This is a genomic window from Microvirga solisilvae (assembly GCF_022808595.1).
GTDB lineage: Bacteria > Pseudomonadota > Alphaproteobacteria > Rhizobiales > Beijerinckiaceae > Microvirga > Microvirga solisilvae.
Map to the genome: position 1 here is coordinate 870,487 of NZ_JAKUCN010000001.1, position 25,340 is coordinate 895,826.

The window sequence follows — 25,340 nt, forward strand, 5'->3', positions numbered from 1 at the left end:
TCTGACGGCGGACCCGAGGAGACGGTTGTGTTGACCGATCCTCTGGGGACCCCGTCACCCTCGACAGGCGCCAGGAAGGGTTCATGGCGATGCAGATCGCCGCACTTTTCCGGTGGCAGGATCCTGTCCGGCTCACCGTTTCCTAGAAAGGGCCGTCTTGAATGGTTGCACACGCGAAGTCAGCACTGACTCTCGTTCCGGCACCGTTCGAAGCGCGCGTTTCTTTTCGCGCACGCCCTTGCTCCACCTCATCCGGCTTCAAGCCGTTTCGTTTCAACCCAGAATGCGCCCCTCTGAGGCGCATGATGGCGATCGACAGCAATCCGAACGCAATTCCAGCCCGCCGCCTTCTCTTGCGGCGCGGAAACCCGCCTTCACTGCGGCTACTGCCTCAGGTCCTGCCCTCGATCGCCATGTCGAGAGTTCAACATGGCAAACAAGATGCTCATCGATGCCTCACACCCGGAAGAGACCCGGGTTGTGGTGGTACGCGGCCAGAAGGTCGAAGAGTTTGATTTCGAATCCGCCAACCGCAAGCAGCTGCGCGGAAACATCTACCTCGCGAAGGTCACCCGCGTAGAGCCGTCGCTCCAGGCGGCCTTCGTCGAGTACGGCGGAAACCGCCACGGGTTCCTCGCCTTCAGCGAAATCCACCCTGATTACTACCAGATCCCGGTCGCCGACCGTCAGGCTCTGCTCGAAGCCGAAGCCGAGGCCCAGGCCGAGGAAGAGCGCGAGGAAGAGCGCCGCCGCAACCGCGGACGCCGTGGCCGCTCCTCGCAGCGCCGTGGACAGAAAGACGAGACCGTCACCTCCACCGAGGCCGAAGCCGGCACGGAGGAAGGTGCCGAGGCTCAGGCTCCTGCCGAAGGCACGGAAGAGACCATCGACCTGATCGCCGCCGGCGGTGATTTCGAGGCCGCCTCCGGCGATGCCGCCGAGACATCCGAGAACTCCGAGCCTGTTGAGACTGTTGCCGCTCCCGCTGAGGAGACCGCCGAAACCGCTGAGGGTGACGAGGCCGACAGCGACGAGGACGAAGAAGGCGACGACGAGGAAGGCGAGAACGAGGACGAGGACCACGTCGAGCAACTCGGCGGTGGCGACGCCCTTGAGGATCTCCCCCCGCGCCGCACTCCGCGCAAGCAGTACAAGATCCAGGAAGTCATCAAGCGCCGCCAGATCCTGCTGGTGCAGGTCGTGAAGGAAGAGCGCGGCAACAAGGGCGCTGCTCTCACCACGTATCTCTCGCTCGCAGGCCGCTATTCGGTGCTCATGCCCAACACGGGCCGTGGCGGCGGCATTTCGCGCAAGATCACCAACGCCGCCGACCGCAAGCGCCTGAAGGAAATCGCCCAGGAGCTGGAGGTGCCCGAGGGAATGGGCATCATCCTGCGCACGGCGGGCGCCTCGCGCACCAAGCCGGAAATCAAGCGCGATTACGAATATCTCATGCGCCTCTGGGAGAGCGTGCGCGAGCTGACCCTCAACTCGGCGGCCCCAGCGCTCGTCTATGAGGAAGGATCGCTCATCAAGCGCGCCATCCGCGATCTCTACAACAAGGAGATCGACGACATCATGGTCTCCGGCGACGAAGGCTATCGCGAGGCCAAGGACTTCATGCGCATGCTCATGCCGAGCCATAGCAAGATCGTCCAGCCTTACCGCGAGCCGCAGCCGCTCTTCGCGAAATACGGCGTCGAAGCCCAGCTCGACGCGATGTTCTCCAACGTCGTGACGCTCAAATCCGGCGGCTATCTCGTCATCAACCCGACGGAAGCGCTGGTTTCCATCGACGTGAACTCGGGACGTTCGACCCGCGAGCACAACATCGAGGACACGGCGGTTCGCACGAACCTCGAAGCGGCCGAGGAAGTCGCGCGCCAGCTGCGCCTGCGCGACCTTGCCGGCCTCGTGGTCATCGACTTCATCGACATGGAAGAGAAGCGCAACAACCGCGCCGTCGAGAAGAAACTGAACGAGTGCCTGAAGAACGACCGCGCCCGCATCCAGGTGGGCCGCATCTCGCCCTTCGGCCTTCTCGAAATGTCGCGCCAGCGCATCCGCACCGGCGTGCTCGAATCCTCCTCCGTCCCCTGTCCGCACTGCGCCGGCACGGGCGTCGTCCGCTCGACGCCGTCGGTTGCGCTGCACGTGCTGCGCTCGATCGAGGAAACCCTCATCAAGAATGCCGGCTACAACCTCATCGTCCGCACGCGGATGGAGGCGGCCTTCTACATTCTCAACCAGAAGCGTATTCACCTGCGCGAGCTGGAGAACCGCTTTGGCGTGATGATCTCCGTCGTCGCGGACGACTCGCTGACCGGCACCACCAACTACGCCATCGACCGCGGAGAGCCTGCTCTTCGCCTCGAGCACAAATCGGCCGCCACCGGCATCCAGATCGATGCCATCGCGCCGATCGATGTGGCCGAAGAGGAAGAGCCCGAGATTGAGGTTGAAGCCGAGGACGAGACCGAAGAGGAAGTCAGCGCTTCCGAGGAAGGTCGTGAGGAAGGCGAAGGCAATGGCCGCCGCCGCCGCCGCCGTCGTCGCCGTCGTGGACGCGACCGTGAGGCCTTCGCAGGCGCTCAGGGCGAGGAAGGCTCCGAGGACGAATCGTCCGAAGGCGACGATCAGGAAGGCGCTGAAGCTGAAGCCTCCGGCGAAGACAGCGAAGCGGGCGAAGGCTCCGAGTCCGAGGGCAATGGCCGCCGTCGCCGTCGCCGGGGCCGCCGTGGCGGTCGTGGCCGTGGCCGCGACGAGGCCGCCGAGACCTTCGCGACTGAGGAAGGTTTCGTGGCCGCCACCGAGGCTGTCGCCGAAGCCGTCGGAACGCTGGACGATGAGCCGGTGAGCAAGCCCGCTCCTGCGCCCGCAGCAGCGGAAGAGCGCATCGAGACGAAGCCTGCGCGTCAGCCTGACGAGGAACCCGTCGCGGAAGCCCCGCGTCCCGTGATCCCCGAGCCGGAGCCGGTCGCCGTGGTTCTCACCCCGCCGGACCCGGAGCGCCCGAAGCGCGCCGGCTGGTGGTCCAAGGCCAAGTCAGTCCTGGGCGGCTAACAAAGAATTTTATGTCCAATGAGAAAAGCCGGGGATTCGCTCCCCGGCTTTTTGCTTTTCCGGACGCGCTGGTGCATGCAACGACATAACGTTTCTTGAATGGACCCAGCCGTGATCCGCTATTTGTCAGTTATCGTGACCGCCTTGGGGCTATCGCTTGCGTCATCCCAAGCGGCAGAGCCCACCTCACACAAGCCACAAGCCCCTGAGGCACCAGCCGATGCAGTAAACTGGACGGGCCTTTATGCAGGCATCCATGGATCCGTTACTTCGGGTGAAACGGGGCTGAGCGAGTTGGCTCGCCTCAACTTTCCCTCATCCTGGGATATGAATGGCGGCACTCTCGGCGTGCAGGTCGGCTACAATCACCAGATCAACGATGTGGTGCTGGGTATCGAGGCGGATTACGCCTTGGCTGGCATCGAGGGCCGCGGCCGAGGAGGTGTCGTCTACTTTCCGGGCACTCCGCTCCAATCCGAGATCAGCGGCAATCTGAACATCGGTCTTCGGCAGATGATCACGCTCAGGCCGCGCATCGGCGTCGCCGCGGGGCGTTCCTTTGTTTACGCAACAGCAGGAGCTGTGGCCGCCGATCTGGAGGCTCACCTCGAGACTGTCGTAACCTCTCCGTTCTTCGGAACGCAGCGCTTTAGCGACACGACGAGAAACTTCGTCTTCGGGTGGACCCTGGGCGCCGGCTGGGAGCACGCTTTTACCGACAAGCTGTCTGTAAAAACCGAATACCTATTGGTCACTCTTGATCACGACCAATGGGGAAACACCATGGAAGAGGCCGTCTTTCGAGGGCATTTTCTCCGTGTCGGTCTGAACTATCGCTTCTGATTTGTTCCCTTATCGGCTGAGAAATCCCCTCAGCCGCTCCACTGTCTCACGGCAATCGTCCTCGGAGCCCGCGAAGGACAGGCGCATGTAGTGCGAGCCTTCGATAGGATCGAAATCGAGCCCCGGCGTCGCGGCAACGCCCGTCTCTTCCAGCATCCGCTTGCAGAAGCCGATGGAATCGTTCGTGTAGCGGGCGATGTCGGCGTAGATGTAGAATGCGCCGTCCACCGGATGCATTTCGGTGAGGCCGATCCTCGGCAGCTCTTCGAGCAGATAAGCGCGGTTGCGCGCATAGCCTGCCTTTACCGCCTCCAGTTCCTCTGCCGCGTCGAAGGCGGCAAGTGCCGCGACCTGAGAGAGATAAGGCGGCGAGATGTAGAGGTTCTGTGCCAGCCGCTCGACGGGCCGCACGAGCCGCTCGGGCACCACGATCCAGCCGATACGCCAGCCGGTCATGCAGTAGTACTTCGAGAATGAGTTGATGACGACCGCATCGTCGTCGGAAGCAAGCGCGGTGGAAGCAGCCTCGCTGTAGGTCAGGCCGTGATAGATCTCGTCCGATACGAACCACAGGCCGAGGCGACGGCAGGTTTCTCCGAGTTCGGCCAGGGCCTTCTGGCCGATCATCGTGCCAGAGGGGTTCGCTGGGCTCATGGCGAGAATGCCGTGGAGCGGCTTTTCCGCATGCGCCTTCTCGATGGCCTTCGCCGTCATGATCCATCCATCCGCCTTGGCGAGTGGGATCGTGACCGGCTCGATGCCGAGCGCCTCCAGGATGTTGCGATAGGCCGGATAGCCCGGAGCCGTGATGGCAACCCGTTGACCCGCATCGAAGAGGCTCAGGAAGGCCAGAACGAACCCCGCCGAGGAGCCGGTCGTCACCACCACGCGCTCGGGGGCGATGGAAACACCATAAGCCTCGCGGTAGTGCCGGGCGATGCGCTCCCTTAAGGAGGAGATGCCGAGCGCTTCCGTGTAGCCGATTCGACCCAGATCGAGGGCAGCCTTAGCGGCTTCGCGAGCGGCGCGAGGAGCCGGTGCCGAGGGCTGACCCACCTCCATATGGATCACACTGTCCCCTCGCCTTTCTTTCGCCGCAGCGGCGCTCAACACATCCATGGCCAGGAAGGACGAGACCCGGTCCATGCGGCGAGCGATAACGGGTAGGTTCTGATCGGCGATTGATTTTGTCATGGATAAGGTTCGTAGCTCTTTGGAAAGCTCGTCTCAAGACGCTTCATGCCGTTGGAACGAAGCCGTGATTTGACGCGGCACTCGCCAAGCAGCTAACTCACGCCAGATATTGTACAGAAAGCTCCGCAAAGGATCGGATATGCGCTTCCCGCTTCTCAAAACATTCCAGGCCGCAGCCCTTTTCGGCGCGCTGGCCCTCGCTCCCGCGGTGCAGGCGCAGAACGCCACCTTCACCGATCAGCAGAAACAGGCCATCGGCGATGTCGTGCGGGAATACCTCATCAAGAACCCCGAGGTTCTGGCCGAGGCGATCAGCGAGCTCGAAAAGCGCCAGGCCGAAGCTCAGCAGACGGCCCAAGCCGGTGCCGTGAAGGAGACGAAGCAAACGCTGCTGAACGCGCCGCATTCCTATGTCACCGGCAATCCGTCGGGCGACGTCACTCTGGTCGAGTTCTTCGATTACAATTGCGGTTACTGCAAGAAGGCCCTCGCCGACGTGCAGACCCTCATGAAGGCCGATCCGAAGCTGCGCGTCGTGCTGAAGGACTTCCCCGTTCTCGGTCCCGATTCCGTCGAGGCAAGCCGCGTGGCTCTCGCGGTGAAGAACCAGCTCCAGGGCCAGAAGCTCTTCGACTACCACGTGAAGGTTCTCGAAACCCGTGGCCGCGTGGGTGGAGAGCGCGCGATGGCTGTGGCCAAGGAGATGGGCGTCGACATCGCCAAGCTCCAGAAGGACATGGAGAGCCCCGAGCAGCGCGCCGCCCTGCAGGAGAACATGGCGCTGGGCGACAAGCTGAACCTCACCGGCACCCCAGCCTTCATCATCGGCGAAGTGGTGATCCCCGGCGCGGTCGGCGTCGAGCCCCTGAAGCAGGTGGTCGACAACGTCCGCACCTGCGGCAAGGCCACCTGCGGTTAAGGCACGTCATTCCGGCATCCCCGGAGGCTCTCCGGGGATAGCCATGACGAGAGCAAGGCGCTTTTACGCCTACTCCCCCTAGGGAACCCTAGCCAAGCCTTGGGAAAGTCCCGCTTTTCCCCTTCCCCCATGCCCTCCTTTTGGCTAAGAGGGCGTTTCGGCTCCGCCTGGCGGGGCTTTAGGAACGCTCCTTCGCAATGATCAACGTCCACGTCCTCAATGGACCCAACCTCAACCTGCTCGGCCGCAGAGAGCCTCAGATTTACGGCAGCACCACGCTGTCGGATGTCGAGAAGCTCGTGCGCGGGAAGGCCGAGGCCCTGGGGGTGGCGATCACGTTCCGCCAGTCCAACCACGAAGGACAGCTGGTCGACTGGATCCAGGAAGCGGGAGCACAGGGTGCAGGCATCGTCATCAATGCCGGCGCTTATACCCACACCTCGATCGCTCTGCGCGATGCCATCTCCGGCAGCGGCGCCCCGACGGTCGAGATCCATCTTTCCAACGTTCATGCTCGCGAAGGCTTTCGCCATCGCTCGTTCATCGCGCCCGTCTGCGTCGGCGTGATCTGCGGTTTCGGCCCCATGAGCTATCTGCTCGGGCTCGAGGCGGTTCACCAGGTTCTGGTGGAACGAGCACGGCTTCAAAAGCCCTCCCAGCACTAGTTCCTCACAATTCAAGAGGTGAGCCCCATGGCCAAGGATAACCCTTTCGATCCCGATCTCGTCCGGGAGCTGGCGAACCTGATCGCCGATACGAATCTCAGCGAGATCGAAGTGGAGAAGGGCGACCTTCGCATCCGCGTGGCGCGCACGCTCCAGGCGGCCCCCATGACGTTTGCCGCTCCTGCTGCTGCCGCTCCGGCTCCCGTCGTGGCTCCGCCCCCGGCGGCTGCGGCTGAAGCTGCCGCGAAGCCCGGCGCCCCTCATCCTGGCGCGGTTCTCTCCCCGATGGTCGGCACCGCCTACCGGAAGCCCTCGCCCGATGCGAAGTCCTTCGTGGAAATCGGTTCCAAAGTTCAGGCAGGCGACAAGGTTCTGCTCGTCGAGGCCATGAAGACCTTCAACGAGATCGTCGCCCCGCGCGCCGGCACCGTGACCGCCATCTACGTCGAAGACGGAACCCCTGTTGAATACGGTGAACCCCTCCTCGTCATCGAGTAAGGCGCGACATGTTCGATAAGATCCTCATTGCCAACCGAGGCGAGATCGCCCTGCGCATCCTTCGCGCGGCGAAGGAGCTCGGCATCGCCACCGTCGCGGTGCATTCCACCGCCGACGCGGACGCCATGCATGTGCGCCTCGCCGACGAGAGCGTGTGTATCGGCCCGCCCGCGGCCCGCGACAGCTATCTCAACATTCCTGCCCTGATCGCGGCCTGCGAGATCACCGGCGCGGACGCCATCCATCCCGGCTACGGCTTCCTCTCCGAGAACGCCCGCTTCGCCGAGGTGCTGGAAGAGCATCACATCGCCTTCATCGGTCCCAAGGCGGAGCATATCCGCATTATGGGCGACAAGATCGAGGCGAAGCGCACCGCCAAGCGTCTCGGCATCCCTTGCGTGCCGGGCTCGGAAGGCGGCATTTCCGATGAGGGCGAGGCCAAGAAGGTCGCGAAAAGCATCGGTTATCCCGTCATCATCAAGGCCGCTGCCGGCGGCGGCGGACGCGGCATGAAGGTCGCGCGCAACGAGGAAGACCTCGTCCACGCGCTTCACACTGCCAAGACCGAAGCCAAGGCCGCGTTCGGCGACGATGCCGTGTACATCGAGAAATATCTCGAGAAGCCGCGCCACATCGAGATCCAGGTTCTCGGCGACGGCAAGGGCAACGCCATCCATCTCGGCGAGCGCGACTGCTCGCTCCAGCGCCGTCACCAGAAGGTGTGGGAGGAAGGTCCCTCGCCTGCTCTGAACGTCGAGATGCGCGAGCGTATCGGCGGTATCGTGGCGAAGGCCATGCAGGAGCTGAAATACGCGGGTGCCGGCACCATCGAGTTCCTCTACGAGGACGGCGAGTTCTACTTCATCGAGATGAACACGCGTATTCAGGTGGAGCACCCGGTCACGGAAATGATCACCGGCATCGACCTGGTGAACGAGCAGATCCGCGTTGCCGCCGGTCATCCGCTTTCCGTGAAGCAGGAAGACATCAAGATCGAAGGCCATGCCATCGAGTGCCGCGTGAATGCCGAGCATCCCTCGACCTTCCGCCCCTCGCCCGGCACGATCAGCTACTTCCACCCGCCGGGCGGTCTCGGCGTGCGCGTCGACTCGGCAGCCTATCAGGGCTACCGCATCCCGCCGCATTACGACTCCCTCGTGGGCAAGCTCATCGTGCATGGCCGCACCCGCAACGAGTGCCTCATGCGCCTGCGCCGCGCTCTTGACGAGTTCGTGGTGGACGGCGTGGACACGACGCTGCCGCTCTTCCGCACCCTCGTGCGCAACCCCGAAATTCAGAACGGCCAGTACGACATTCACTGGCTCGAGAACTTCCTGAAGACGGGCGGGTTGTCGGAGACGGAATAAGGTTTCGAAAAAATGCCTCGCTTCCTCCATGTCGGGTGCGGACCCAAGCGCAAAGATCAAACGCTGAAGGTCTTCAACACGCCCGATTGGGAAGAAGTCACCCTCGACATCGATGAGGGTGTGAAGCCCGACATCGTCGACAAGCTGCCGGAACTCGCCAAAGTAGAGCCCGGCAGCTTCGACGCCGTCTATTCCTGCCACAGCATCGAGCACCTCTATCCTCATGAGGTGCCGGTTGCCTTCTCGGCCTTTCACAGAGTGCTGAAGGACGATGGCGTGGTTGTCATCCGGTGCCCGGACCTGCAATCCATCGCTGAACAATTGGCGTCGGGCGATATTGATACGCCCATCTATGACAGCCCTCGAGGACCTGTGACGCCTCTCGACATGCTCTATGGCTTCAGGCCGGCCATGAAAGCCGGCAATCTCTACATGGCCCACCATACCGGCTTCACGCACAAGTCGCTCTTGAAAGCCTGCACCGATGCAGGTTTTGCGGGCGCGCTCTGTGCTTCGACCAAATCCCGTGAGCTTTGGGCCGTCGCGACAAAAACGAGCAAAACCCAAGCTGAGCTGGAGCAGCTCGTGAAAATCTACATCACGCCGCTCTGACTTCCTGGCCGGCTCTTCTATTTACAGCTGGACCGTCGATCGCATGCGCAAGTGAATGACCCGGTCTCCCGACGATACCATCACCATCACGCCCGAGATCCTGCTCAAGGCTTATGCGGCGGGCATTTTTCCCATGGCGGAAGATGCCGACGACCCTTCGCTCTTCTGGGTCGAGCCGCGTGAACGCGGCATCATTCCCCTCGAGACCTTCCATGTGCCCAAGCGGCTTGCCCGCACGGTGCGCTCGGATGAGTTCGAGGTGCGCGTGGACCAGGATTTCGACGCGGTCATCACCGGCTGCGCGGCGCCTGCCACCGACCGCGAGAAAACCTGGATCAACCGGCGGATCAGGGATCTTTATGGACAATTGTTCGATTCAGGCTTCTGCCACACGGTCGAGGTCTATCGGGACAAGAAGCTGGTCGGCGGGCTCTATGGCGTGCGCCTGAAGGGTGCGTTCTTCGGCGAGAGCATGTTCCATACCGAGCGCGATGCCTCGAAGGTGGCCCTTGTCCATCTGGTGGCGCGGCTCAAGCGCGGCGGCTTCACCCTGCTCGATACCCAGTTCGTCACGTCGCATCTGGCCCAGTTCGGCGCGATCGAGGTGCCCCGGCGCAATTACAAACAGATGCTGCGCGCCGCCATGGAGCACGAGGGCGATTGGCACGTCTGGCCCAAAGACGGGACGGTCAGCGGCGAGGATATCCTCGCCGCGCTATAACTGCTTTTAGCGATCCGTATTGATCAGAGGCGCGTTCCGGTTGAAATCCCGGTTCGAACGCGGCGTCGGCTGGCGCGGCTGGGCCGGTGCGAAGCCCGACGGCGCAGGAGCCGGCGGCAGGGCCTGGGCCGGAGCCATGATGCTGCCGGGCCGTGCGGGATCCGCAGGCTGCGTGCGCTGCGCGGTGGGCTCGATCGGCGGCAGCTCCTCGGGAACTTCCTTCGGCTCGGCGATCACCTCGGTGCCGCCTTTGCAGTCCACCAGCCAGATATCGTAGACCGGGTGCTCGATGCCGTGCAGGCCGGGGCTTGCGGCGAACATCCAGCCGGAGAAGACCTTGCGGGTCTTTCCGTCGGTGCCCGTCTCCTCCACCTCGACGAAGGAGGTGGTGTTCGGGGTCTCGGTCGGCGGCTTGGTGAAGCAGACGCGCGCCGTCATCTGAAGGGCGCCGAACTGCACCGTTTCATCGGTCTTCACCTCGAACGACACGATGCGCCCGGTGATCTTGTCGAGGCCGGAGAAAACCGCCGTCGGGTTCTTGATTCTGTCCGCCTGGGCTGCGCCCGCCGAACCCATGATCGCTACGAGCACCCATGCCGCCCGCGTCCACCCGAATGTCATGATACCTGATCCACGCCTTCACGCTTCGGCCGGCCCGGCCGTTGTTTTGGTCGGACACGCGTTAACATGCCAACCGTGTTGGAAAAAGGGCGATGAGCAGGAAAGCTTGGCGGCTGACCCTACGATAGGATAAAATTACATCCTCTCTTGAGGATTCTTCCATGACGATGCTCCGCCGCTCGCTTCTCGCAACCCTTTTGCTTGCCCTGCCCTTGCAGGCCAACGGCGCCGAGCTGGCACGGCGGGCCTTCGTTGGAATCAGCATGGCAGCCGTCCCGGAAGCCATGCGCACGGGCGGCCTCATTCCTGCGGGAGAGGGCCTGCTCATCGAGCGCGTGATTCCCGGCTCCACCGCCGAGAAGGCCGGATTGCAGGCCAAGGATGTCCTCCTGAAGTTCGATCAGGCCCCTGTCCGCTCATCCGCGGATGTGATCAATGCCGTTCGCAAGAAGCGCGCCGGCGACAGCGTGAGCCTTGCTCTCGTGCGCGACGGCAAGGTGTTCGAGCAGCAGGTTTCCCTTATCGGCTTTCCGCCGGAAGCATCCCCGGATTACGAGACAATCTACGAGGCGGTCGAATCCGAGGGAGCCCTGCGCCGCACCATCATCACCAAACCGAAGGGTGCGGAGCGTCGTCCCGCCGTTCTCTTCGTGGGCGGCATCGGCTGCTACAGCATCGACTATCCCTTCGACGCGAAGACGCCCTACCGCCAGATCCTCGCCGACCTGACGCGCCAGGGCTTTGCCACCATGCGCGTGGAAAAGACCGGCATGGGCGACAGCATGGGCGAGGCCTGCGCGACCTCCAATCTCGACACGGAAGTGGCGGGCTATGTGGCGGGTCTCAAGGATCTGAAGGCCAAGTCCTATGTGGATCCGGACAAGGTGTTCATCGTCGGCCACAGCATGGGCGGCATCATCGGCCCGCTGGTGGCGGAGAAGATCCCCGTGCGCGGGCTTGCCGTGGCCGAGACCGTCGGCAGCACCTGGTTCGAATACGAACTCATCAACCGCCGCCGTCAGTTGAAAATGGAAGGCATGCCGCTCGCCAAGATCGGCGCGCAGATGCTCCTCAAGCAATGGTGCATGAATCAGCTTCTCATCGAGAAGACACCGCGCGCGCAGATTCTGGAGAAACGTCCGGCCTGCGCCGAGGAAATGAAGATCCCCTCTTCCGACGCGTATCTGCAGCAAGTCGCCGCTATCGATTACGCCGATCTCTGGACGCGCCTGAAGCCTGAGACGCTCGTGATCTACGGACGCTCCGATTTCATCACGAGCGCCGAGGAGCATCATGAGATCGTAAACGCCATCAACGCAGTCCGTCCGGGCGCCGCAACTTACGTGGAAATTCCCGACATGGATCACTCCTTCTATCGCATGAAGGATCAGGCCGAGAGCTTCCGCATGCGCAGGGACGATCAGGAGGGCGAGACTCACCCGGATGTGGCGCGCATCATCGGGGAATGGTTGAAAGCGAAAGCCAGTTAGAAGCGCGCTGCAACGTTGTGAGTCTAGCGCCGATTACCTCTCCCGGGCGGGAGAGGTCGGAGCGCAGCTCCGGGTGAGGGTTGTGCTCTCTCTGGAAAGGGCGGTCCCTCACCCCTACCCCTCTCCCACCCGGGAGAGGGAAGATGTTGTAGCGCGCGCAATGCTTTCTGGATGACAGGCCGCGCTCGACTGTGCGCTCACGATGCTCAATTCGTACAAGCCTCGCCTTGCGAGGCAGATTTCAAGAAAAACTCAGCCGCGCTCGAACGGATTGGGCGCGGGCTCCTTCATCGCATCGCCCTTCTCCGCGCGCTTCTCATAATGTGCGGTTGAGCAGGCGACGGAGCACAATAGGCCGCGATCCGACCAATAGGACGGGCCGCTCTCGATCTTCCCGGCGTGATACGTGAAATCGGTGTGGCCGTAAGGCAGGCCACATTCGACGCAGGCGCGGGGCTTGAGACTCTTCAGCATGAAATCGACCGGGGCGAGATGTTACTCGCCCGGGGTCCACGGAACGTAATCGCCCGTCGCTGCGGGACGCTGGCCCGTGGAGAGCTGGGAGCCCCGCGGACGATACGCCAAGGTCGTGCCGGTCATGTTGGGGAGGTGCGGCTTCTCCCAGGAGTGCGACTGGTAGTTCTCCTCGCTCGGAGCCACGTCGCCGTTGTGGCAGAGCCAGGCACGCCAGCCCGGAGGCACCTTCGAGGCATCGGCATCGCCGTTATAGATGACCCAGCGGCGCTCGGCGCCCACATTCGAGTCGATCGCCTGAGCCTGCGTGTAGCGGTAATAGCGGTTGCCCAACTCGTCCTGGCCCACGAACTGCCCCTTGCGCCACGTGAAGAATCGGGTGCCGAGGGTCTGGCCGTTCCACCAGGTAAAGAACTGAATCAGAAACTGTTTCATCGCTACTGCCCGAAGGCTCCAGAAGGGGTTCTTGAGGTCGCGCGGAATATGGCTTTAGCGCGCCGGGAAGTCCAGCCTTACCGCCCCAAAACCTGCAACTGATTCTGCACTGATTCCATTGGGGCGATTCTGTGGCGCTTTTTCCCGGATTCACGCCGTTTCTTGCGTTCGCGCAAGCTTTTTGCCCACTCTTCTTCCCTATGGGAAACAGCTTTGCCGACACATCATCCGGGGTCTCTTGTGCATGGCAAAAACGCAAATCCAAAGGGGTCAAGTTTGGCCATTTGAAAACTCGAAATGAGCCCCCGCGAGAGGCCCTGATCGGATTCTGAAAGGAGTCTCTGAGGCTTAGCCACTTTTCCACATTGTTAACACTTGCCCACTACATATAGTTGGAACAGAAACGTTCGGCACAAGTTCTTGACGTAGGGCTCGCATCACGACTAGCTTGCCGGGGTTCCGATCTGAGACCGGCGACCGACCCGAAAGGGGGGTCGAAAACTCCCCAGAGTGAGCGTTCCAGAGCCCGTGGCAAGTTGCTTGCCGCGTGAGCTGTGGCGTCTGGAGGAGACCGTAACTCGGGCGTGGTGCGTGTGGCGGTCCGCAAAACGGATCGTTGGGGTATCGAAAAATTTTTGGGGCTGAAAGCCACAGGCACAGCTTGTGGCGTCGGGGACGTTTGTCTCCAAACTTGAGGATATGAAAGATGCGGATCGAGCGGCGTTATACAAAGTCTGGGCAGTCGCCTTATTCCTCCCTCGCCTTCCGGCTCGCCACGAGCGAGATCCGCAATCCGGACGGTTCGATCGTCTTTAAGCTTGAGAACATCGAAGTGCCGGAGACCTGGAGCCAGGTTGCCTCCGACGTTCTCGCGCAGAAGTACTTCCGCAAGGCCGGCGTTCCGGCTCACCTGAAGAAGGTCGAGGAGAACGACGTTCCCAGCTGGCTGTGGCGCTCCGTGCCCGACGAGGCCAAGCTCGCCAAGCTGCCGGAAGACAAGCGCTTCGGCTCCGAGATTTCCTCCAAGCAGGTCTTCGACCGCCTTGCGGGCTGCTGGACATATTGGGGTTGGAAGGGCGGCTACTTCTCCTCCGAGGAAGACGCCCAGGCCTTCTATGACGAGCTGCGCTTCATGCTCGCCAACCAGATGGTGGCGCCGAACTCGCCGCAATGGTTCAACACCGGCCTGCACTGGGCCTACGGCATCGACGGCCCCGGCCAGGGCCACTATTACGTGGACTACAAGACCGGCAAGCTGACGAAGTCGAAGTCGTCCTACGAGCATCCGCAGCCCCATGCCTGCTTCATTCAGGGCGTCGAGGACGACCTGGTGAACGAAGGCGGCATCATGGACCTGTGGGTCCGCGAGGCGCGCCTCTTCAAGTACGGCTCGGGCACCGGCTCGAACTTCTCGAACCTGCGTGGCGAGGGCGAGAAGCTCTCCGGCGGCGGACGTTCCTCGGGCCTCATGTCCTTCCTCAAGATCGGCGACCGCGCTGCTGGCGCGATCAAGTCGGGCGGCACCACCCGCCGCGCGGCCAAGATGGTCGTGGTCGACGTCGACCACCCGGATATCGAGAGCTATATCGACTGGAAGGTGAAGGAAGAGCAGAAGGTGGCCGCGCTCGTCGCCGGCTCCAAGCTCGCCTCCAAGCACCTCAAGGCCATCATGAAGGCCTGCGTGAACTGCGAGGCTCCTGGCGACGCCTGCTTCGATCCGGAGAAGAACCCGGCTCTGAAGAAGGAAATCAAGATGGCGCGCCGGGTCATGATCCCGGACAACTACATCAAGCGCGTCATCCAGTTCGCGAAGCAGGGCTACACGGATATCGACTTCCCCGTCTACGACACCGATTGGGACTCGGAAGCCTATCTCACGGTCTCGGGCCAGAACTCCAACAACTCCGTCTCAGTGACGGACGATTTCCTGCGCGCTGTCGAGAACGACGGCGACTGGAAGCTTACCGCCCGCAAGGACGGCAAGGTCATCAAGACCATCAAGGCGCGCGACCTGTGGGAGCAGATCGGCCACGCCGCCTGGGCGTCGGCTGATCCCGGCCTGCACTTCAACACCACCATGAACGACTGGCACACCAGCCCCGCCGGTGGCCGCATCCGGGCGTCGAACCCCTGCTCGGAATACATGTTCCTGGACGACACGGCGTGCAATCTCGCCTCCGCCAACCTGCTGCAGTTCTTCGACCGCGCCGCGCACAAGTTCGACGCCGAGTCGTTCGAGCATGCCTGCCGCCTCTGGACAGTGGTTCTCGAAATCTCGGTGATGATGGCGCAGTTCCCGTCGAAGGAAATCGCGCAGCTCTCCTATGAGTACCGCACGCTGGGCCTCGGCTACGCGAACATCGGCGGCCTGCTCATGACCATGGGCCTGCCCTACGATAGCGACGCGGGCCGTGCTCTCGGCGGTGCCCTCACCGCGATCATGACCGGCGTGTCCTATGCCACCTCCGCCGAGATGGCGGGCGAGCTGGGCGCGTTCCCGAACTACAAGGCCAATGCCAAGTCGATGCTGCGCGTGATCCGCAATCACCGCCGCGCGGCGCACGGCGAGGCCACCGGCTACGAGGGCCTCTCGGTCAACCCGGTTCCGCTCGATCACGCCTCCTGCCCCGATCAGGATCTCGTGGCTCACGCCAAGTCCGCCTGGGACAAGGCCCTCGAGCTCGGCGAGAAGAACGGCTACCGCAACGCGCAGGCCACCGTCATCGCGCCCACCGGCACGATCGGCCTCGTGATGGATTGCGACACCACCGGCATCGAGCCCGACTTCGCTCTCGTGAAGTTCAAGAAGCTCGCCGGCGGCGGCTACTTCAAGATCATCAACCGGGCTGTGCCGGATGCGCTGCGCGCCCTCGGCTACCGTGAATCCGAGATCGCCGAGATCGAGGCCTATGCGGTCGGCCACGGCTCCATGAAGCAGGCTCCCGCCATCAACCCGGGCTCGCTAGGCGCGAAGGGCTTCACGCAGGAGAAGATCGACGCCGTCGAGAAGGGCCTCAAGTCCGCCTTCGACATCAAGTTCGTCTTCAACCGCTGGACGCTCGGCGAGGACTTCCTCACCGGCACGCTCAAGGTGCCTGCCGAAAAGCTCAACGATCCGTCCTTCGATCTGCTCTCGTTCCTGGGCTACTCGAAGGCCGATATCGAAGCTGCGAACATCCACATCTGCGGTGCGATGACTCTCGAAGGCGCTCCGCACCTGAAGGTGGAGCATTACGCGGTGTTCGATTGCGCCAATCCCTGCGGCAAGATCGGCAAGCGTTATCTCTCGGTGGAAAGCCACATCCGCATGATGGCGGCGGCGCAGCCCTTCATCTCGGGCGCGATCTCCAAGACCATCAACATGCCCAACGACGCCACCGTCGAGGATTGCAAGAACGCCTACATGCTCTCCTGGCAGCTGGCGCTGAAGGCCAACGCCCTCTACCGCGACGGCTCCAAGCTCTCGCAGCCGCTGAACTCCGCCCTCATCTCCGATGAGGACGAGGATGCGGAAGACGCAGCCGAAGCCGTCGCCGCCATGCCCGCCGCCGCCAAGGCAGCCCACGTGTCCGAAAAGATCGTGGAGAAGGTTGTCGAGCGCATCGTTGCTCTGCGCGAGCGCGAGAAGATGCCCGACCGCCGCAAGGGCTACACCCAGAAGGCCGTCGTCGGTGGCCATAAAGTGTATCTGCGTACTGGCGAATACGACGACGGCCGCCTCGGCGAGATCTTCATCGACATGCACAAGGAAGGCGCCGCCTTCCGTGCGATGATGAACAACTTCGCCATCGCGATCTCGCTCGGCCTGCAATACGGCGTGCCGCTGGAAGAATACGTGGAGGCCTTCACCTTCACCCGCTTCGAGCCGGCAGGATTCGTGCAGGGCAACGAGCGCATCAAGTCCGCGACCTCGATCCTCGACTACGTGTTCCGCGAGCTGGCTGTGTCCTATCTCAGCCGCAACGACCTCGCCCACGTGGACCCGTCGGAAGCAGGCCCCACCACCATCGGCTCGGGCGAAGCCCAGTCGAAGGCCCCGGAAGCCGCCCCCGCCACGGCCATCGTCTCCCGCGGCTTCACCCGCGGTAACGTGGACCGCCTCATGCTCATCCCCGGCGGCGGCGCCGGCAGCGCCGGAGGCATCGCTCAGCGTCCGGCTACCGTTGGCGCGAACGCTCTCAAGAGCGAACTCGCCTCCCCCGCCCCGCAGGAGCAGGTCGTCGGCGAAGCCGAAATGTCCAAGCTCGCCTTCGCGGCTCCCGCCGCCGCGTCCATCGCCGACAAGCGCGCCGAGGCCAAGATGAAGGGCTATGTGGGCGAATCCTGCCCCGAATGCGCGAACTTCACGCTGGTGCGGAACGGGACCTGCTTGAAGTGCGATACGTGCGGCAGCACGACTGGGTGCTCGTAGCGAGAAAAACAAAAGAAGAGGGCGGCTTTGGCCGCCCTCTTCTTTAAAATAGGAATGACAACTTTGCTCTCAGCGGAGTCGAACAGCTTATGCTTGGCTCCTGCTTACATGCAGAGGCCCAGCATTGACAGCTTCAAACATTGATAGAGCCGAGAAGAACCTACAACGCCTACTTGAATGGGTAGGAAGACATGACGCGCGAAGCGCAACAGTGTTTGGTGTTGTAGCTGCGATGATAGGAGCTGCGGCTGCTTTATTGCCTCCGCCATCAGATTGGGTCTGGCAACTTTGGGCGAGCGCGATAGCGACTGCCGGGGGCTTCAGCTTTGTCCTAGTTAAACTGTTCCAAGCCCAATTTCCACGCCTTAGTTCACCAAATAAATCGCTGATATATTTTGGAACAATTTCTCGGCTCACTCTCAAGGATTATCACAATCAATTTCTGCAAATGTCAGAGGAAGACTATTTGCGAGACCTGATCGCGCAATGCCACATCAATTCCGCTATTCTCGAGACTAAATTCAACTGCTTGAAAGCCGCACTTATGTGCCTGCTATTAACTTTAGCTCCATGGACTACGACAATCTATTTGGCAAAAGAAATGGCATCGTGAATGGCACTTGAAGACGATCTAAAAAGCGAATTCGCTGAGATCTTACTCAATAAGTTTGATGTGCGCGATGGGAGAGTCGTCCCGAACTCAGAGGACCTTGCCCTAAGAAGCGAGGCCGTCAAAATTGAAGCAACATTTTTATACGCAGATCTAGCAGGCAGTAGCAAACTGTCTCGAAACTGCGCTTGGGATGTAACCGCAAAAATTATCAGAGCATACCTGCATTTAGCGAGTAAGCTCATTCGCTTACATGGCGGGGAAATTAGGAGCTTCGATGGCGATAGAGTGATGGGTGTATTTATTGGTGCCAATCAAGCCAATGACGCCGTAGCTTGCGCGCAGAAAATTGATTGGATGATCTATAATTGGCTGAGCCCTGTAGCATTAAACCTTTTCAATCTCCAGGAGCTTGGTTTTACCAGCATTAATCATTGCATCGGAATAGACAGCGGAATTGCTCACGCTGTTCGTGCTGGAATTAGAAACAACAACGACCTAATCTGGGTAGGTCAGCCTCCAAGTTTCGCAGCCAAACTCTCTGATATCAGAACAGCTCCATATGAAGTTTACACTTCTGAGACTGTTATGCTGAAGCTATCAAATCAGATGAAATTTCCGACGGGAGCCAATGCTTTTGTCTGGCTGCCCGTAGAGTTTGAGTTTGCAGGAGGGAAGCACACGGTCTACTGCACGCACTGGATGCTTCGACCCTAGTATCTGCTTGAAGATATGGTCAAATTGCAAAAGCATAATCTTCTCCACCTCCTCGCCCTCTCCGGCAGCCTACGCGCGGGCTCGTTCAACACCGCCGCCCTCCGCATGCTACAACAGTTCGCGCCAGAGGGTGTCGCGGTTGAGCTGTATGAGGGTGTCGGTGCTCTGCCCCATTTCAATCCCGATGTGGAGATGAGCGCGCTGCCGGACAGCGTCGCGGATTTGCGGCGGCAGGTGGCGGCGGCGGATGGATTGGTGATCGCCTGTCCCGAATACGCCCACGGGATTCCAGGCTCCTTCAAGAACGCGCTCGATTGGCTCGTGGGCTGCGAGAGTTTTCCGGGAAAGCCGGTGATGCTCGTCAACACCGCGCCTCGCGCCTCTCATGCGCAGGCGCAGCTCGTGGAAGTGCTCACCACCATGTCGGCGCGGATCGTGCACGAGGCCGGTTTGACGGTCGATCTACGCGAGGCTAATGCGCACCACATGATGAGGAGCGGGCTTACCGCATTCGTGGAACGCATCGATGAATGCAGCGTCCCTCCTGTAACTCTCATCTCATGACCGCACTTCGTCTCAGAGCCCGAAGCTTACTTTTGCTCCCAACCTACAACGAAACCATCCTCGATTTTGACGCGGCTTCTGAAGCGGTTCTTCCCGGCTGGATTATATTTGTAAGTCTCTGAAGTCTTGGTCTTATAGATTTTATGGTCTTTGGCTGCTGGAGTGCCCCAAGAGTCAATAAGTTGCTCCAGAGACATTCCCTGCCAAATTTTTCCTTGCATGATCCTGTCTACGATTGTGGCATCGCCATATTTCTCAAGAAGTGCCTTGCGCCGCAGGGCATTCAAGGCACCCTTGATCAAAGCAATAGCGACGCCAATCAGGATAATGATCGCTACTATCTCCATAACTTCCCCCTTTAGCCCTTTTCTTACCGCTACATCAAAGCCTTGAAGTTGCAAAGATACCAACTCTACAACCATTGTAGCTGTCTGCTATTGCCGCGTTCATTGCTTCGCGATCTATTGGCTCAAGCGAATAACTATGATGAGAGCGACAGCAGCCATGCAGAAGGCACAGAGCACTTCTACGGCAGACAGCGCAGAGCCCTCCCAACAGATCGACGCGAAAATCGCGGAGCTGAAGGATTGGCGGGGCGCGACGCTGGCGCGGGTTCGGGCGCTCATCAGGCAGGCCGATGCGGAGGTGGTCGAGGAGGTGAAATGGCGCGGCGTTCCCGTGTGGGAGCATGCGGGGATCATCTGCACCGGCGAGACGTATAAGAACGCCGTGAAGCTCACCTTCATGCATGGCGCTTCGCTGGAGGACCCGGCGCGCCTCTTCAATGCCAGCCTCGAGGGCAACACGCGCCGCGCCATCGATCTTCATGAGGGCGCAGCGCTCGATGAGGAGGCGTTCAAGGCGCTCATCCGCGCCGCCGTGGCGCTCAATATGTCGAAAGCGGCGAAGAAGCCGAAACGGGAAACGGCGCGGCCCGGCGCGTGAGCGTTATCCCTCAGCGAAAGCGGCCCCACAACACCGTGGCGAGCGGCATCACGTGGTTGCGGCGCAGCGCGATGATCAGCACGCCGCACAAGGCGAGGCCCGTGCCCAGCGCCATGCGCATGTCGAAATGATCGCCCGTGATGACGATGCCCATCGCCACCGTGAACAGCGGGTTCATGATGGTGAGCGGCGCGATCAGGTTGGCGGGGTATTTGCCGATCAGGCCGTAATAGATCGTGTGCGCGATGAGCGACACGATCAGGGCGGAGAACAGCAACGCCGCCACGAAGGCCCAACCGGCCTGCGTCGCCTGAGTGAGCTGGCCCGTCTCGAAGCCCGACGTCAGCAGCACCATCGGCAGCACCGAGGTGAGGCCGATCCAGGCCTGGAACTGCAGGGGCCGCACGCCCTTGATCTGCTTCATCATCACGGCGGCGAGAGAGCCGGTGAAGGTGGAGGCCAGGATCAGGAGAAGACCGCCCGACACGGGAAACCCGCCGCTCGGGTCCCACATGACGAGCACGCCGCCGATGAAGGTGAGCGCGATGCCGAGGCCCCGGGGCCAGTGGATCCGCTCGCCCAGCATGACCACGGAGAGCAGCGTCGTGATCGGCAGGCCGAGCTGGCTCACCACGGCGGCGCTCGACGGGCTCGCGGTCCTGATGCCGAGGAAGAACAGGGCGAAGCCGCCGCCGCCCATGAGAAAGCCCACCACCACCATGCGCCAGGTGGGACGCGGCGCGGGCAGAAGCCACGGCAGCGCGACGAGGCCGACGATGCCGAAGCGGATCGCGGCGTAGAACAGCGGCGGGATTTCCATGCCCGACACGACGAGCTTGCTGACGACCGTATGCCCTGCCCACACGAAGCAGACGAAGACCATCAGGAGGAAATCACGTAAAGCCATGACCTGAGATAACTGAAGCTTGTGCCGCGCCGCAAATGCCGGGAGCGAGGGGCTGGTATGCCGCTCCTCCAGGGAACAGCGTAGTACCGGACGCAAGCTCTGAGCGGAAGTAGGCTTTCCGCTCTAGAGCGAAGGCGTGAAAGACAGGCATTTTCCTTAGCTTTCCTTGACTTGCGCCCCGGAGAGGCAGAGCCTTCCCGTTGCGGCGAATGGCTTTCCCGCCGCCAGCGTTTGCGTCCGCCTGATTAACCCTTTTTCCGGGAGGTCGGAATGCAGTCGTTCATCTTTAAGGCCGCTCTGTGCGGCTCAGCCCTTCTTCTTTCTCTCACCCCCGCCCTCGCCCAGCAGCAACAACATGTCATGGCCAACGCCGCCGACATGACCTGGAAGGACGGTCCTCCTTCCCTGCCCAAGGGAGCGCAGATGTCCGTGCTCTACGGCGATCCGGCGAAGGACGGCATCTTCGTGATGCGCCTGAAGCTGCCGGCGAATTACAAGATCCCGCCGCACACCCATCCGGTCGATGAGGTGGTCACCATCATCGATGGCGAGTTCAATATCGGCATGGGTCCGCAATTCGACGCGGCGAAGACCACGGCCCTCAAGGCGGGCGGCATCATCGCCATGGCGCCGGGCACGCAGCACTTCGTGCAGATCAACCAGGAGACCGTCGTGCAGCTGAGCACGCGAGGCCCCTGGGGCATCTCTTACGTGAATCCGGCCGACGATCCGCGCAAGTCGCAATAGACGAAGCGGCTTCTCGGTCGCGCTCTCTGACGAGAATGTGTCCGGGCTTATGAGAGCGAGGCAGCGGGTTTCCGCCCGCTGCCCTTGTACACCGTAACGCGGCATGCCATCTCCCGTCCGCGCACGGACCGCCGCGTTCGTGCCTCTCACCTTCCCTTTTCAGACGATCTTTCGCGATTCCATGGACCAGACCCGAGAAAAGCCCTCAGCCGCACAACGCGCTGTCCTTCGCCCCCTGCCCGCCTTCATCTTCAGCTCGCGCTGGCTGCAGCTCCCGCTCTATCTCGGCCTCATCGTCGCGCAATGCGTTTATGTCTTCCTGTTCCTGAAGGAGCTGGTGCATCTCGTCTCGCATGCCGCCGATTTCACCGAGCAGCAGATCATGCTTGTGGTGCTGGGGCTCATCGATGTGGTGATGATCTCGAACCTGCTCGTCATGGTGATCGTGGGCGGCTACGAGACTTTTGTGTCGCGCCTCAATCTCCAGGGCCACCCGGACCAGCCCGAATGGCTCGGCCACGTGAATGCCGGCATTCTCAAGGTGAAGCTGGCGATGGCGATCATCGGCATCTCCTCGGTCCACCTGCTGCGCACCTTCATCGAGGCGGGCAATGTGGGCAAAGGCACCAGCACCTATACCGAGACCGGCATCATCCTGCAGACCGTGATCCACTCGGTCTTCATCCTCTCGGCCATCGGCATCGCCTATGTGGACCGGATGTCCCAGACGAACGATCACTGACGGAGCATTTAAGGCGTGGATGCCCGCGGCAGGCGCGGGCATGGCGGCAACAGGTGTGATAGAATATCGTTCAATCACATCTGCCCAGCCTGGAGCCCAAGCTCATGTCCCTCCCCGCCGGAATCGTCAGCCTCCCTGCCCTGGCCTACACCACGGATGACCTCGCCGCGATCATGACCGCGTGCTTCGAGGGCTACGTCGTGCCCATGACCATGTCGGGCGAGGCCTTCAACGGGCGCTTCCGACGGGAAAATCTCGACCTTCAGGCCAGCCGCGTCTTCGTGGAAGGCGAGCGTCCCGTGGCGATCGTGCTCGTGGTGCGCCGGGGCTGGACGGCCCGCATCGGAGCCATGGGCATCGTGACGGATTTCCGTTCGAAAGGCCTCGGGCGCTCGGCGCTGCAATCGGTCATGGACGATCTGCGCAAGCTCGGCGACCGCCGCCTGATGCTCGAAGTCATCGACACCAACGAGCCTGCCGTGCGCCTCTACAAGAGCCTTGGCTTCAAGATCCGCCGCAGCCTCGTCGGCTATCGCCGCCCCGCCGGTCCGGGTGAGGGCGCCGAGAGTGCAAGTCTCGTGGAGGTCGATCCTCTCACGGTCGCCCGCGCGGTGGCGTCGGAAGGCGCGCCCGATCTGCCTTGGTTCATGGCACCGGAGACGCTCGCCGCCTGCACCGCGCCGGCACGCGGGCTGGCGCTCGGCAACGAGGCCTTCGCCATCGTCGAGCCTGCGCCCCAGCCCAACCTCTTGAGCCTGCGCACCCTCGTCGTTGCCCGCCATGCGCGCGGTCGCGGGATGGGCCGCCGGATGATCGCATCCATCGCAGCGGCCCATCCCGAACAGGACCTCGTCATCTCCGCTAATTTCCCGGAGGAACTGGCGACCGGCTTCATCGCCCGCATGGGCTTTACGAAGACGCCGATCAGCCAGTTCGAGATGGACCTCAATCTTTCCGCTTAGAGCTGATCGATCCAGGCCTTGGTGAGACTCACGTCGCCCTGCGACAGACCATGTCCCACCGGCAGGATCTGATGCTGAACATCGGCACCGGCCTCCTTCAGCAGGAAGGCCAGTCTGTTGGCATTGCCCGCAGGGATGATCGGATCCGATGCGCCCGAAAGGATCAGGACAGGCTTACCGGTGAGGTCGACAGCCGGCGGCTGCGCCAATGGCACCATGGCTCGGATCAGAGCAGCGCCGGACAGAGCCTCCGGCCTGAGCTGAAGCACAGCCGCAGCGATGTTCGCGCCGTTGGAAAAGCCCACCGCAACTGGTGCAGGCAAGCCGTAGGCATCGCGCGCCTCGACGATGAAATCGGCGAGCTCGTGAGCACGACGGCGCACGTCCTCCTCGTCGAAAACGCCTTCCGCAAGACGCCGGAAGAAGCGCGGCATGCCGCCCTCCAGCACCTTGCCGCGCGGCGACAGTTGCGCGGAGCCCGGCGAGAGCATGCGCCCGAGCGGAAGAAGATCGTCCTCGTTACCGCCCGTGCCATGCAGAAGCAGCAACGGCGGGCGACCCGGCTCGGAAGCCGGGATGAAACGGTGGATGAAGCTGAGTTCAGTCGTGGTCGTCATGGCGGATCTCCTGGAGGACAATCACACCTCCGGATCGGATCGGGAAAAGGCCCGCCCCGAGGACAGAGTCCGTTCGGGGCGGGTGGAGGAAGTGCTCAGGCCACCTTCGGCAACACGGCCTCGATGGCGGGGCGGTTCGGCTCGAGGAAACGCGGCAGCTTCAGCGCCTGTCCCAGCGCGTCGGCAGGCTCGTCGACAGCGAAACCGGGCGCGTCGGTCGCGATCTCGAAAAGCAGGCCTCCCGGCTCGCGGAAGTAGACGGCCCGGAAGTAGTCGCGGTCCTTCTGCTCCGTGGCGCGGATGCCGTGATTGCGCAGGAGCTTTTCGACCATCTGCGCCTGAACCTCGTCGTTTTCGGCGCGGAAGGCGATGTGATGAACCGTGCCCGCACCGGGACGACCGGGCAGGAAGCCGCCCGCCTCACGCAGATCGACGATTCCACCAAGCGCCGTATCGCCGGCCTTGTAGCGGGTGACGGATTCCTCGCGGCCGATCTCGGTGAAACCGAAAACGTCCGTCAGGATCGCGCCCGTCGGAGCCGCTTTGTCCAGCAGCAGGCTGACACTGTGGAAGCCGCGGATCGCATGCTCGACCGGAACCTCGCCATCGCTCCAAGCAGGCTCGCCTTCGATGCCGGGCACCGCCACCAAAGCCAGACGCATTCCGTCCGGGTCCTTGAAGGCCAGCACGGTTTCGCCGAACCGCTTCTGAGGAACCTCGTGCGATACGCCCTTCTCAACGAGACGATGCGTCCAGTAGCCGATGGACCCTTCCGGCACGCGGAAGACGGTTTCCTGCGTCTCGCCGATCCCGAGCCGCCCCGGAGCAGCATGCTCCCAGGGGAAGAAGGTCAGGATCGTTCCGGGCTGGCCTGCCTCATCTCCGAAATAGAAATGGAAGGTGCTGGGATCGTCGAAATTGACGGTCTTCTTGACCAGGCGCAGGCCCAGCGTGCGGGTGTAGAAATCCAGATTGCGCTGCGCGGGACCTGCGATTGCCGTCACATGGTGAATGCCGTTCTGACGCATTGTCTTGTCCTCGAGAAGGGGCGACCACCGCCCCGTGTTGCATCAGACATAAGCCGGAAGGCTCACAATTTCGATTGCAGCAATGCAATGCAAATGCTGCATGACGGCGAATTGCATTGCATATCGGAAATAGACAACGGCCGCGTCATCCGGACTTCTCGGTTCCTGCAGACCGACCATAATCGATG

General features: G+C 62.0%; 25 protein-coding genes. 17 read left to right on the forward strand and 8 right to left on the reverse strand.

The window, feature by feature from the left end:
* Positions 1-429 precede the first annotated feature (429 nt).
* Together MJ639_RS04280 and MJ639_RS04285 are read left to right on the forward strand one after the other, a co-directional pair.
* On the forward strand, positions 430-3,063 hold the full coding sequence (locus tag MJ639_RS04280; RefSeq protein WP_243368939.1) for an Rne/Rng family ribonuclease: 2,634 nt from the start codon (positions 430-432) through the stop codon (positions 3,061-3,063).
* A 111-nt stretch (positions 3,064-3,174) separates the two neighbouring features.
* Positions 3,175-3,906: an outer membrane protein gene (locus tag MJ639_RS04285; RefSeq protein WP_243368940.1), complete on the forward strand. Its 732-nt coding sequence runs from the start codon at positions 3,175-3,177 to the stop codon at positions 3,904-3,906.
* Between the two features lie 9 nt (positions 3,907-3,915).
* On the opposite strand, the gene MJ639_RS04290 is transcribed toward MJ639_RS04285, so the two are convergent.
* On the reverse strand, positions 3,916-5,100 hold the full coding sequence (locus MJ639_RS04290) for a pyridoxal phosphate-dependent aminotransferase (RefSeq protein ID WP_243368941.1): 1,185 nt from the start codon (positions 5,098-5,100) through the stop codon (positions 3,916-3,918).
* Positions 5,101-5,239: 139 nt separating this feature from the next.
* Here MJ639_RS04290 and MJ639_RS04295 point away from each other — a divergent pair, with 139 nt between their 5' ends.
* The 6 genes from MJ639_RS04295 (at position 5,240) to aat (ending at position 9,882) form a co-directional block, all read left to right on the forward strand.
* Positions 5,240-6,019 (forward strand): DsbA family protein, encoded by a 780-nt coding sequence (locus MJ639_RS04295; RefSeq protein ID WP_243368942.1) that lies wholly within the window; start codon positions 5,240-5,242, stop codon positions 6,017-6,019.
* A 197-nt stretch (positions 6,020-6,216) separates the two neighbouring features.
* Positions 6,217-6,684, forward strand: a complete 468-nt coding sequence (aroQ, locus tag MJ639_RS04300) for a type II 3-dehydroquinate dehydratase (RefSeq protein WP_243368943.1) — start codon at positions 6,217-6,219, stop codon at positions 6,682-6,684.
* A 27-nt stretch (positions 6,685-6,711) separates the two neighbouring features.
* A complete protein-coding gene (gene accB, locus MJ639_RS04305) occupies positions 6,712-7,182 on the forward strand; it encodes an acetyl-CoA carboxylase biotin carboxyl carrier protein (RefSeq protein WP_243368944.1) in 471 nt (156 codons plus the stop codon).
* Positions 7,183-7,190: 8 nt separating this feature from the next.
* Complete coding sequence (gene accC / locus MJ639_RS04310) at positions 7,191-8,549, forward strand: acetyl-CoA carboxylase biotin carboxylase subunit (RefSeq protein WP_243368945.1); 1,359 nt, start codon at positions 7,191-7,193, stop codon at positions 8,547-8,549.
* 12 nt (positions 8,550-8,561) lie between these two features.
* Positions 8,562-9,161, forward strand: a complete 600-nt coding sequence (locus MJ639_RS04315) for a class I SAM-dependent methyltransferase (RefSeq protein ID WP_243368946.1) — start codon at positions 8,562-8,564, stop codon at positions 9,159-9,161.
* A 55-nt stretch (positions 9,162-9,216) separates the two neighbouring features.
* Positions 9,217-9,882: a leucyl/phenylalanyl-tRNA--protein transferase gene (gene aat, locus MJ639_RS04320; protein ID WP_243368947.1), complete on the forward strand. Its 666-nt coding sequence runs from the start codon at positions 9,217-9,219 to the stop codon at positions 9,880-9,882.
* A 6-nt stretch (positions 9,883-9,888) separates the two neighbouring features.
* Here aat and MJ639_RS04325 read toward each other — a convergent pair whose 3' ends face one another.
* Positions 9,889-10,503 (reverse strand): DUF2155 domain-containing protein, encoded by a 615-nt coding sequence (locus tag MJ639_RS04325; protein WP_423790749.1) that lies wholly within the window; start codon positions 10,501-10,503, stop codon positions 9,889-9,891.
* 161 nt (positions 10,504-10,664) lie between these two features.
* On the opposite strand from MJ639_RS04325, the gene MJ639_RS04330 reads away from it, so the two are divergent.
* Positions 10,665-11,993 carry an alpha/beta hydrolase family protein gene (locus tag MJ639_RS04330; RefSeq protein WP_243368948.1) on the forward strand — a complete coding sequence of 443 codons (1,329 nt, stop codon included), beginning with the start codon at positions 10,665-10,667 and terminating at the stop codon, positions 11,991-11,993.
* A gap of 252 nt (positions 11,994-12,245) precedes the next feature.
* Here the strand turns inward: MJ639_RS04330 and MJ639_RS04335 are convergent, their stop codons facing one another.
* Positions 12,246-12,467 (reverse strand): hypothetical protein, encoded by a 222-nt coding sequence (locus tag MJ639_RS04335; RefSeq protein WP_243368949.1) that lies wholly within the window; start codon positions 12,465-12,467, stop codon positions 12,246-12,248.
* A gap of 21 nt (positions 12,468-12,488) precedes the next feature.
* A complete protein-coding gene (locus tag MJ639_RS04340; protein WP_243368950.1) occupies positions 12,489-12,902 on the reverse strand; it encodes an NADH:ubiquinone oxidoreductase subunit NDUFA12 in 414 nt (137 codons plus the stop codon).
* A gap of 706 nt (positions 12,903-13,608) precedes the next feature.
* Here MJ639_RS04340 and MJ639_RS04345 point away from each other — a divergent pair.
* The 4 genes from MJ639_RS04345 to MJ639_RS04360 all read left to right on the forward strand — a co-directional run bounded on the left by MJ639_RS04345 (position 13,609) and on the right by MJ639_RS04360 (position 19,204).
* Complete coding sequence (locus MJ639_RS04345) at positions 13,609-17,313, forward strand: vitamin B12-dependent ribonucleotide reductase (RefSeq protein ID WP_243368951.1); 3,705 nt, start codon at positions 13,609-13,611, stop codon at positions 17,311-17,313.
* 124 nt (positions 17,314-17,437) lie between these two features.
* Positions 17,438-17,926, forward strand: coding sequence for a Pycsar system effector family protein (locus MJ639_RS04350; protein WP_243368952.1), 489 nt, complete (start codon positions 17,438-17,440; stop codon positions 17,924-17,926).
* Entirely contained in the window at positions 17,927-18,640 is a 714-nt protein-coding gene (locus tag MJ639_RS04355; RefSeq protein ID WP_243368953.1) for an adenylate/guanylate cyclase domain-containing protein, read from the forward strand.
* Between the two features lie 24 nt (positions 18,641-18,664).
* Positions 18,665-19,204, forward strand: a complete 540-nt coding sequence (locus MJ639_RS04360; RefSeq protein WP_243368954.1) for an NADPH-dependent FMN reductase — start codon at positions 18,665-18,667, stop codon at positions 19,202-19,204.
* 26 nt (positions 19,205-19,230) lie between these two features.
* Here the strand turns inward: MJ639_RS04360 and MJ639_RS04365 are convergent, their stop codons facing one another.
* A complete protein-coding gene (locus MJ639_RS04365) occupies positions 19,231-19,626 on the reverse strand; it encodes a DUF2845 domain-containing protein (protein WP_243368955.1) in 396 nt (131 codons plus the stop codon).
* Between the two features lie 61 nt (positions 19,627-19,687).
* Here MJ639_RS04365 and MJ639_RS04370 point away from each other — a divergent pair, with 61 nt between their 5' ends.
* Positions 19,688-20,149, forward strand: coding sequence for a DUF1801 domain-containing protein (locus tag MJ639_RS04370; protein ID WP_243368956.1), 462 nt, complete (start codon positions 19,688-19,690; stop codon positions 20,147-20,149).
* A 10-nt stretch (positions 20,150-20,159) separates the two neighbouring features.
* Here MJ639_RS04370 and MJ639_RS04375 read toward each other — a convergent pair whose 3' ends face one another.
* On the reverse strand, positions 20,160-21,056 hold the full coding sequence (locus MJ639_RS04375) for a DMT family transporter (protein ID WP_243368957.1): 897 nt from the start codon (positions 21,054-21,056) through the stop codon (positions 20,160-20,162).
* A gap of 270 nt (positions 21,057-21,326) precedes the next feature.
* Between MJ639_RS04375 and MJ639_RS04380 the strand changes: the two genes are divergently transcribed.
* From MJ639_RS04380 to MJ639_RS04390, 3 genes are all read left to right on the forward strand, one after another.
* Complete coding sequence (locus tag MJ639_RS04380; RefSeq protein ID WP_243368958.1) at positions 21,327-21,803, forward strand: cupin domain-containing protein; 477 nt, start codon at positions 21,327-21,329, stop codon at positions 21,801-21,803.
* A 181-nt stretch (positions 21,804-21,984) separates the two neighbouring features.
* A complete protein-coding gene (locus tag MJ639_RS04385; protein ID WP_243368959.1) occupies positions 21,985-22,545 on the forward strand; it encodes a TIGR00645 family protein in 561 nt (186 codons plus the stop codon).
* 104 nt (positions 22,546-22,649) lie between these two features.
* Entirely contained in the window at positions 22,650-23,507 is an 858-nt protein-coding gene (locus MJ639_RS04390) for a GNAT family N-acetyltransferase (protein ID WP_243368960.1), read from the forward strand.
* Here the strand turns inward: MJ639_RS04390 and MJ639_RS04395 are convergent.
* Both MJ639_RS04395 and MJ639_RS04400 read right to left on the reverse strand, forming a co-directional pair.
* On the reverse strand, positions 23,504-24,124 hold the full coding sequence (locus tag MJ639_RS04395; RefSeq protein ID WP_243368961.1) for an alpha/beta hydrolase: 621 nt from the start codon (positions 24,122-24,124) through the stop codon (positions 23,504-23,506). The two genes, MJ639_RS04390 and MJ639_RS04395, sit on opposite strands and share 4 nt — an antisense overlap.
* A 95-nt stretch (positions 24,125-24,219) precedes the next feature.
* A complete protein-coding gene (locus tag MJ639_RS04400) occupies positions 24,220-25,152 on the reverse strand; it encodes a ring-cleaving dioxygenase (RefSeq protein WP_243368962.1) in 933 nt (310 codons plus the stop codon).
* Positions 25,153-25,340: the final 188 nt, after the last annotated feature.